7 protein-coding genes, 1 pseudogene and 1 riboswitch are annotated in these 7,974 nt (G+C 35.8%); of the genes and pseudogenes, 1 reads left to right on the forward strand and 7 read right to left on the reverse strand.

The genetic code is table 11. The features are described 5' to 3' along the window. Positions 1-52: 52 nt before the first annotated feature. Both KTQ83_RS10430 and thiC read right to left on the reverse strand, forming a co-directional pair. Positions 53-505 carry a Crp/Fnr family transcriptional regulator gene (locus KTQ83_RS10430; RefSeq protein WP_217256771.1) on the reverse strand — a complete coding sequence of 151 codons (453 nt, stop codon included), beginning with the start codon at positions 503-505 and terminating at the stop codon, positions 53-55. Positions 506-695: 190 nt separating this feature from the next. Further along, a complete protein-coding gene (gene thiC / locus KTQ83_RS10435; RefSeq protein ID WP_117925605.1) occupies positions 696-2,036 on the reverse strand; it encodes a phosphomethylpyrimidine synthase ThiC in 1,341 nt (446 codons plus the stop codon). 297 nt (positions 2,037-2,333) lie between these two features. Here thiC and KTQ83_RS10440 point away from each other — a divergent pair, with 297 nt between their 5' ends. After that, positions 2,334-3,698, forward strand: a complete 1,365-nt coding sequence (locus tag KTQ83_RS10440) for an IS110 family RNA-guided transposase (RefSeq protein ID WP_217256772.1) — start codon at positions 2,334-2,336, stop codon at positions 3,696-3,698. A 299-nt stretch (positions 3,699-3,997) separates the two neighbouring features. Beyond that, a riboswitch (TPP riboswitch) is annotated at positions 3,998-4,103 on the reverse strand. 48 nt (positions 4,104-4,151) lie between these two features. On the opposite strand, the gene nhaC is transcribed toward KTQ83_RS10440, so the two are convergent. From nhaC to KTQ83_RS10465, 5 genes and pseudogenes are all read right to left on the reverse strand, one after another. Beyond that, a complete protein-coding gene (nhaC, locus tag KTQ83_RS10445) occupies positions 4,152-5,549 on the reverse strand; it encodes a Na+/H+ antiporter NhaC (RefSeq protein WP_217256773.1) in 1,398 nt (465 codons plus the stop codon). Positions 5,550-5,571: 22 nt separating this feature from the next. Further along, positions 5,572-6,348, reverse strand: a complete 777-nt coding sequence (locus tag KTQ83_RS10450; RefSeq protein ID WP_217256774.1) for an alpha/beta hydrolase — start codon at positions 6,346-6,348, stop codon at positions 5,572-5,574. A gap of 111 nt (positions 6,349-6,459) precedes the next feature. Beyond that, the gene (locus KTQ83_RS10455; RefSeq protein ID WP_217256775.1) at positions 6,460-7,146 is read right to left on the reverse strand and encodes a GGDEF domain-containing protein; all 687 of its coding nucleotides are present in this window, start codon (positions 7,144-7,146) and stop codon (positions 6,460-6,462) included. Between the two features lie 87 nt (positions 7,147-7,233). Continuing rightward, complete coding sequence (locus tag KTQ83_RS10460) at positions 7,234-7,737, reverse strand: hypothetical protein (RefSeq protein ID WP_217256776.1); 504 nt, start codon at positions 7,735-7,737, stop codon at positions 7,234-7,236. After that, a pseudogene (locus tag KTQ83_RS10465) lies at positions 7,734-7,974 on the reverse strand (hypothetical protein); the annotation flags it as partial. The pseudogene KTQ83_RS10465 and the gene KTQ83_RS10460, both read right to left, overlap by 4 nt.

The following is a 7,974-nucleotide window of genomic DNA, read 5'->3' on the forward strand; positions in this document are numbered from 1 at the left end:
TACCACTGGTGTAAATTTTCTCTTTTTGACTAGTCCTATTTATATGCTAACATCACGGAATCAAATGATAGATAAATGCACACACAGCTCCATTTTTCCCATTCATTGTCATGAGTTGCTGTCGATAAATAGCTTCGGTCATCTTTTTACGATAATACGACTCTATATATGCATGTAATTCTTCATTTTCTTTCACATATTGTTCAAAGAATTTTCTGTTGATTCGATAGAAAGATGCCGTATCACTTTCGATACGAGCATGAAATGATGCCGTAGTCATTTTATTGATTTCATCTTTCAACAAAGAAATTATATCCAAACCTTTTAAATAAGTGATATTGAATTCACGCCCATCACATAAAACAATACTCACTTTCACAACACCATCTTTTAATACGTAAATATCTTCTTGGTCGTGTCCATCCATCATCAAATATGTATGTTTCTTTTTTATGACTTCAGGAAGATTCTTTTCTTCAAGAAAACTTAAAACTGGCTCACTCATAAATAACCCCTTCTCAATACGTCTAATTATAACATACTCACCAATCTCATTTTTAGTAACATATGTCACGAGAGAATATAACATTTAAACGTTACACACTTAATATATCATACTTTTATAAACAACACACAACATCAATTAATTTCTACAAATAATTGTTAAAAAATATAAAAGATGTAAAATACTACAATTATAAAATATCAATATTCTCTCCAGATAGAGCCTTATTCATACTTCTTACAGCACAGAATTTACCACACATACTACAAGTGTCACTATGATCATCTTCTGGCATACGAGATTGACGAATTGCTTTTGCGGTTTCTGGATCTAGCGCACACTCAAATTGCGCATCCCAATCTAGATTCTTTCTTGCGTCAGCCATCTTGTCATCAATATCTCGTGCTCCTTTAACACCTTTGGCAATATCAGCCGCATGTGCTGCAATCTTAGAAGCAATGATTCCTTGTTTTGTATCTTCAACATTTGGTAAAGCCAAGTGTTCTGCCGGTGTTACATAACATAAGAAGGCTGCTCCTGACATAGCTGCAACCGCACCACCAATAGCCGCTGTAATATGATCATAGCCTGGCGCAATATCTGTAACTAATGGGCCTAACACATAAAATGGAGCACCCATACAGATTTGTTGCTGAACCTGCATATTGGCCGCAACCTGATCTAATGGAACATGTCCAGGTCCTTCGACAATAACTTGTACGTTATGTTCCCAAGCACGTTTTGTAAGTTCTCCTAAACGAACCAATTCTTCGATTTGACAGACATCTGTGGCATCTGCTAAACATCCAGGACGACAAGCATCTCCTAAAGAAATCGTCACATCATATTTTTCACAGATATCCAAGATTTCATCATAGTATTCATAGAATGGGTTTTCTTCACCTGTCATTGACATCCACGCAAAGACTAAACTTCCTCCACGAGAAACAATATTCATTTTACGTTTGTGTTTTTTGATTTGATCAATCGTCTTTCTTGTGATTCCACAGTGCAAAGTAACAAAATCCACACCATCTTTGGCATGTAACTCGACTACATCCAAGAAATCCTTTGCGGTTAATGTATTTAAATCTCTTTGGTAGTGAATCACACTATCATATACAGGTACAGTACCAATCATAGCTGGACATTCAGATGTTAATTTTTGACGGAATGGTTGTGTATTTCCATGACTCGATAAATCCATAATTGATTCTGCGCCAAGATTTACGGCTGCCATAACTTTTTCCATTTCGACATCATAATCTTTACAATCTCTAGAAACCCCTAAGTTTACATTGATCTTCGTGCGTAACATACTTCCCACACCTTCAGGATTTAAAGATTTATGGTTTTTATTGGCCGGAATTACAACCTTACCACATGCGACTAACTCTCTTAGTTCTTCTTCTGTCATTTTTTCTTTTTGGGCTACAATCTTCATTTCTGGCGTAATAATCCCCTTACGCGCAGCATCCATCTGAGTGGTATATGTAGCGCCTGTACTTACTGTACCTTCATTTGTGTTCATTTTAAAATCTCCTCATATAATATGTAGCGTAATCAGTTCAACACATTGTTGTTAAACAGATTGTATTTTTCTTCTTAATCCATGATAATGGTAACGTTCTGGACTAAGGCAGCCTACAAATCTCCTGTGAACTGTTGATTCACTTTATAAAGACTGGTTCCTTTATTCAAGACGTACCTTATACACTGATTTGGTTTGTTGATGAACTTTGCTTTGCACTGTATCTTCTAATTTTTGAGGTTGTGTTTGTCTTGCTTTAGAGGTGCAATCCAGAACCGGTTACGAAGGGAAAATTTTATGCAAAAACAAGATTCTTATGACTACTACGTTGGCATCGATTGTGCTCAGAATAAACACGATTTTGCCATGAAAAACAATCAGGATAAATTCTTGATTAAGAAAGGACACTTTTCAAATACGCTACAAGGGTATGAAAAGTTCCTTAACACTGTCCTTTCCAAATGTCTGGACAAAGATAAGATCTTGTTCGGAATGGAAGTGACAGGTATCTATGGTACTAACCTATACGAAAGGCTCAAATCAGATGGGTATCACGTAGTTATGATTTTTCCGGATTCCGTTAAAAATTACAGAGACTACAAACGACTTAATAAAACAGATAAAATTGATTCTGCCTGTATTGCCGAACTTCTTTTGAACGGCGATGCTCAAATCGTTCATGCAGAAAAAAACGGATATACTGATTTGAAAGCCTACATTCGCAGAAGGAATGCACTTAAAGTTACATGCACTCAGGAAACAAACAGATTCCTCGCCAAAGTTTGTTTGTATTTCCCTGACCTTCTCAAAGTCTTTCCAAGTGGACGTGCAACCTTAAAAGCTATCTTTTCAATATATCCTACGCCTTATTCTATCATAGAAGCTGATTTCAATGAACTTGTTTCTGTTCTTCAAAAAGCTTCTAAAAATAAATTTGGCGTAGACAAGGCAAATGAACTTATTCATGCTGCACGCAATTCAATTGTTGTTCGCAAATCTATCTCAGATGGCGAACTATACAACATTCACAGTCTTATTGATTCTATAGATTCTCTTGAATCAGAAATACGAAATCTCGAGAAAATAATTGATTCTAAGGCTGAAGAATTTCCTGCTTATCATGTACTTCTTACATTAACAGGATGTGGAAAAATCACAGCGGCTACAATCGTTGCTGAAATAGGTGATATCTCCAGATTTCATAAAGCGAGTCAGATCGTATCCCTGGCAGGGTTATATGGTGACAACTCCAAGTCTGGTTCTTCTGTGAACAAGCGTGGAAAAATTTCCAAAAAAGGTTCTCGTTATCTTCGCCATGCAATCTACATGGTTGCTGAATTTGCACGAAGAAACAATCCAATATTTAAAGCTTATTTTACTAAGAAAAAGAATGGAGATCGTACCAAACATATTCTTGCCGTGAATGCAGTAGCGAACAAGCTTTGTAAAGTAATCTATTCTTTAATGAAAAACCAGTCCACATACATTATTCAATACCGCGATTTGGCGAAACTGTCGGAATCAACCCAAAATGAGTTTTTCCAAAATGCCGAAACAGACTTTTCGGCAAAAACTAGACGAAAGAAATATCTGTATGAAGATGAATATGGAGAACTCCATGAATTCGTATTTAAATCGATAAAAACAGCTTTAATCGAATAAAAAAACATATAAATTCTTTCGAAAATCAGGCTTTTTTGAAAATTTTTTTAAAGGCTCAAAAAAGTTGTTTTCAATGCACCAAATTTCAAAAACAAGATGAAGTTTTTTGAGAGGATTCACCTCTAAATCAAGACAAACACCCTTGATTCAACAAAGAAAATTACAATTTCAACAAATTTTACATTACTTATTGACATTTAATAGTTTGTCTTTTCCAAATGATTATTTAACGTGACAAAAAGTGGTGCCCCCATTTCGCCACAAAAAAAAGTGAGCAACCAATATAGGTATACTCACACTAAAAAGACAAAGTATTTCCCTACGTTGGCATTATCCAAATCAGGTTATAGGTCGAAAGTCATACTTTCCTCTCAGCCTGTACTACAAGCTCCCTTTTTTCATTTACATTTAAGTTATACACCAATTCTAAAAGATAGTAAAGATATAAGACATTTATTTTCGAACAGGCTTTTCTTCTTTATCCCAAATTCCAATTCCAGTAATGGCACAAATCATTGAGAAAATAGGAACGACAAAGATAAACCATGCGTATGGAATATAAGCTGTTGAGCACCCAAGTACGCCCATGACATAAATTGTCGCAACACCCCAAGGAACGATAGGCGCAGATAATGTCCCAGAATCTTCGAGTGTTCTAGATAATACTTTACGAGAAACATTCATATCTTCATAAGTCGATTCAAACGTTTGTTCAGTTACAATGATAGATACTGTTTGTCCGCCAGCTGTTAAGAAGTTCACAACATAACAATACACCAAAGTGACAAACACTAGTACTGTACGATTCTTTATAAATTTTAAAAGAACATTTTTTGCCAAAACATCCAAAATACCAGTAGACGTTATGACAGCTCCCATTACACTAGCAACCATAAATGTCACTAATAATTCAGACATAGAAAGTACACCACCACGATTCAACATTGGATCAACAATGGATACACCTGTTTCAATGCTAAAACCATTAAAAGCATAGTTCATTAAATCAACAAAGTTTACCCCTTGAAATACCATCGCAAAAGCAGCAGATACAACTACGGCTAAGCCCATTCCTAATAAGGAAGGTAATTTAAATACAGAAATCAAAATAACTAGAATAGCAGGTAAAATCAATAGAACATTGATATTGAAATGTTTAGATAGCGTATCTAAAATCAATTTTTGTTGGGCAAGGTCCATACTTCCACCACTATAATACAAGCCGGCAATTGTAAATAAGATCAAAGCGACTACAGCTGCAGGAAGTGTTGTATACTGCATAGAATGAATGTGAGCATATAAAGGTACTTTACTTACACCACTTGCTAAATTGGTTGTATCTGATAAAGGCGACATCTTATCTCCTAGCCACGCTCCAGAAACAACGGCACCTACAACTAATGGTACGGGAATACTTGTTGTAGCGGCAATTCCCACCATCGCAAGACCCATGGTTGCCACAGAACCAAAGGATGTTCCTGTAAATTCACTCGTTAGGGCACAAAGGACAAAAGCTAGAGGTACTAAGATCTTCGGTGAAATCACTTGCATACCATAATACATCAATGATGGAACGGTTCCACCGGCCATCCAGATTCCCACAAGCATACCGACCATAATGACAATCAAAAATGTCGGCATACACTCAGCCGCTGTTTTAATAATATTCTGTTCCACTTCACTCCATGGAATATTTAAAAATTTTGTGGTAATAACCGCAACGATCACACCCGCAAATACCGATAGTGTTGTATTGCATCCTAAGTTGATCATAATGATCAATACGGCAATAATAGCCAAAAATGAAACCACCGCAAATAGGGTTGTTGGCTGTTTTCTTTCTTTGTTCATATCAAATTTCCTTCTCTTTCATCTATAACAATTCGTCCTTTAGAAAGTCTAGAGCCGCTTTCATTCTTGCTTCTCTAAACGCAAATGATTTAAAACGATGCTCTGCTCCTTTGACAATAATACATTTTGCTCTTTCCTTAAAAATTTCTTTATACTTGTAACTACACTCACACGAAGCAGTAATGTCTTGATCTCCATGAATGGTACAAACATTTTTATCAAACAATGAAGCCTCTTTATAAGGATCGAGTGTACATGCATCTTGGTAAAATTTAAGGCTCAACTTCAATCCTTCCACATCTGCACATCCATCTTTTTCAATGTTTGAAACGTTCTGGCCACACAAAGTCAAATGTTCCTTCAAGTTATAAACTAAATCTGGTGCAGGGCACCATAACGACAATGCTTGAACTCTTTCTTTACATTGTCCTGCTACCATACTCGCTACGCATCCTCCTAGACTACATCCGTGAAGCGCAATTTTTTTAGAATCGACAAAATCTAAAGATTCGACATAATTCAACATGGCTTTCGCATCCAGAATCTCACTTGAAATAGTCATATCTTCAAAGCGTCCATCGCTTTCTCCGCTGCCATTCATGTCAAAGCGAACACTCGCAATACCAGCATCACACAATCTTTGAGATAACTCATTATGCACAAAATTTATTTCATTGCGATCATCGCAAAATCCATGAAGTAGAATGACCATAGGCACTTTCGAACTTACATTGTCTGGCACATGAAGCATACCTCGTAATGTCAATCCATCCCGCTTAATTTCTACGTACTTCTGCATATATTTCCCTCCGTTTTGGGTATAATACCACAAAAAATATAATTTGTTTATACCTTTTTAACACATGTATACATTTTGAATACATCAATAGCCTCTTTGTTCATCAAGAGGCTATTTTTTCTTATATATTGTTGCGCTGTATCCTTCCACTTTTTTACTTTGATACATTGCCATATCGGCTCTGCAGTATAATTCATCAAAGGTCAATTCTTCTTTTCCATCATAAATGCAAGCGCCTAAACTCATTATAATCGGATGATCTTTTATAGATTCAATTTGGATTTGTTTCAAATTCTCAAACAAACGTTTAAAGAAAGCATTGGCACACTTACGTTCCGTAACACCTGGAATAAATAACACAAACTCATCTCCACCAAGACGCATGACTACATCTTTATCACGACACGATTTTTGTAGCGTATGCGCAATCGCAACAATGACCTCATCCCCAGCCATGTGCCCATACGTATCATTAATGGATTTAAATTTGTCACAATCCACTAAACACATCATGCCACTGACTTTGTTGTTTAAAACACGCTCAATCATCTTCTCTCCACTACGACGATTTGAAATTCCCGTCATTGTATCTGTTTGAGCTAAATATAATAATTTGTCTTCTCGCTTCTTTTGATCATCAATACACTCCACACAGTATAGAACATGGAGTAAACTTCCATCCTCATCATAATCAACCGGAATAAAACGGGATCGACACCAGCCAGAAAGCTTACCATAGAAAACACTATCTATGGATTTTTTGCCTTGAAGTCTTTCTTCTAATGTCTCAAGATTCATAAATTCAACTTCTCGATCTACATAATCAGCTTGACAGAATTTTCGATGAATCTTACAAATATGATCCGTAAAATTATCTCCTATATCCTAAATTTCATATTTTCCTAAATACGTTAGAATTTGCGGCTCCATTTTCACAATATGAAAGCGATTGGTTTTCACATTGATATAATGCATAGAAGTATAGATTTGTCCCAAGGCTGAATAGCCACTTAATTTTGCCTCACGCTTGGACTTATTTTGTGAATTACGAATCTTTAAAAAAGAGATGACTAACGTTGCGATCATATCTAAGAATGTAGTTAAACCCAAATGATCATCAATCGGTGGATTGTCCACGCCAAAGAAACCACTGATTTCATTTTTATAGCGAATTGGACATACCACAAGACGCTTAACATTTTGAATCTTTAACGTATTATATATATACACATGCTCATTTTTTATCGTTTCAACATCACGAATGATCACATTTTCTTTCTTATCAAAAGCTTTGTACCACCAATCGATGATATCCATATCAACGCCTTGTAGATAATCAATTTCACTTTCAATGCCTTGACGGCACCATTCATATGTATTATCGGTCACATGTTCTTTTTATTATCTTCAAAAATATAAATTCGATCACATCCAATATGTTTTCCAAAAAAACGAATAAACTCATCGATCTGTTCATCCGGTGTATCCAACATAAGCGCAGAACGCAGTGCTTTGATGACCAATTCATATCGTATGATTATCTGCATATAGGTGATCTCTTCAAATATGATTCTTGACTCAATTAATGGAACGGATTTAACACCAGTCCAGAAATCTCGTATAAAA

This window comes from Holdemanella porci (genome assembly GCF_019052655.1).
GTDB classification, from domain to species: Bacteria; Bacillota_I; Bacilli_A; order Erysipelotrichales; family Erysipelotrichaceae; genus Holdemanella; species Holdemanella hominis.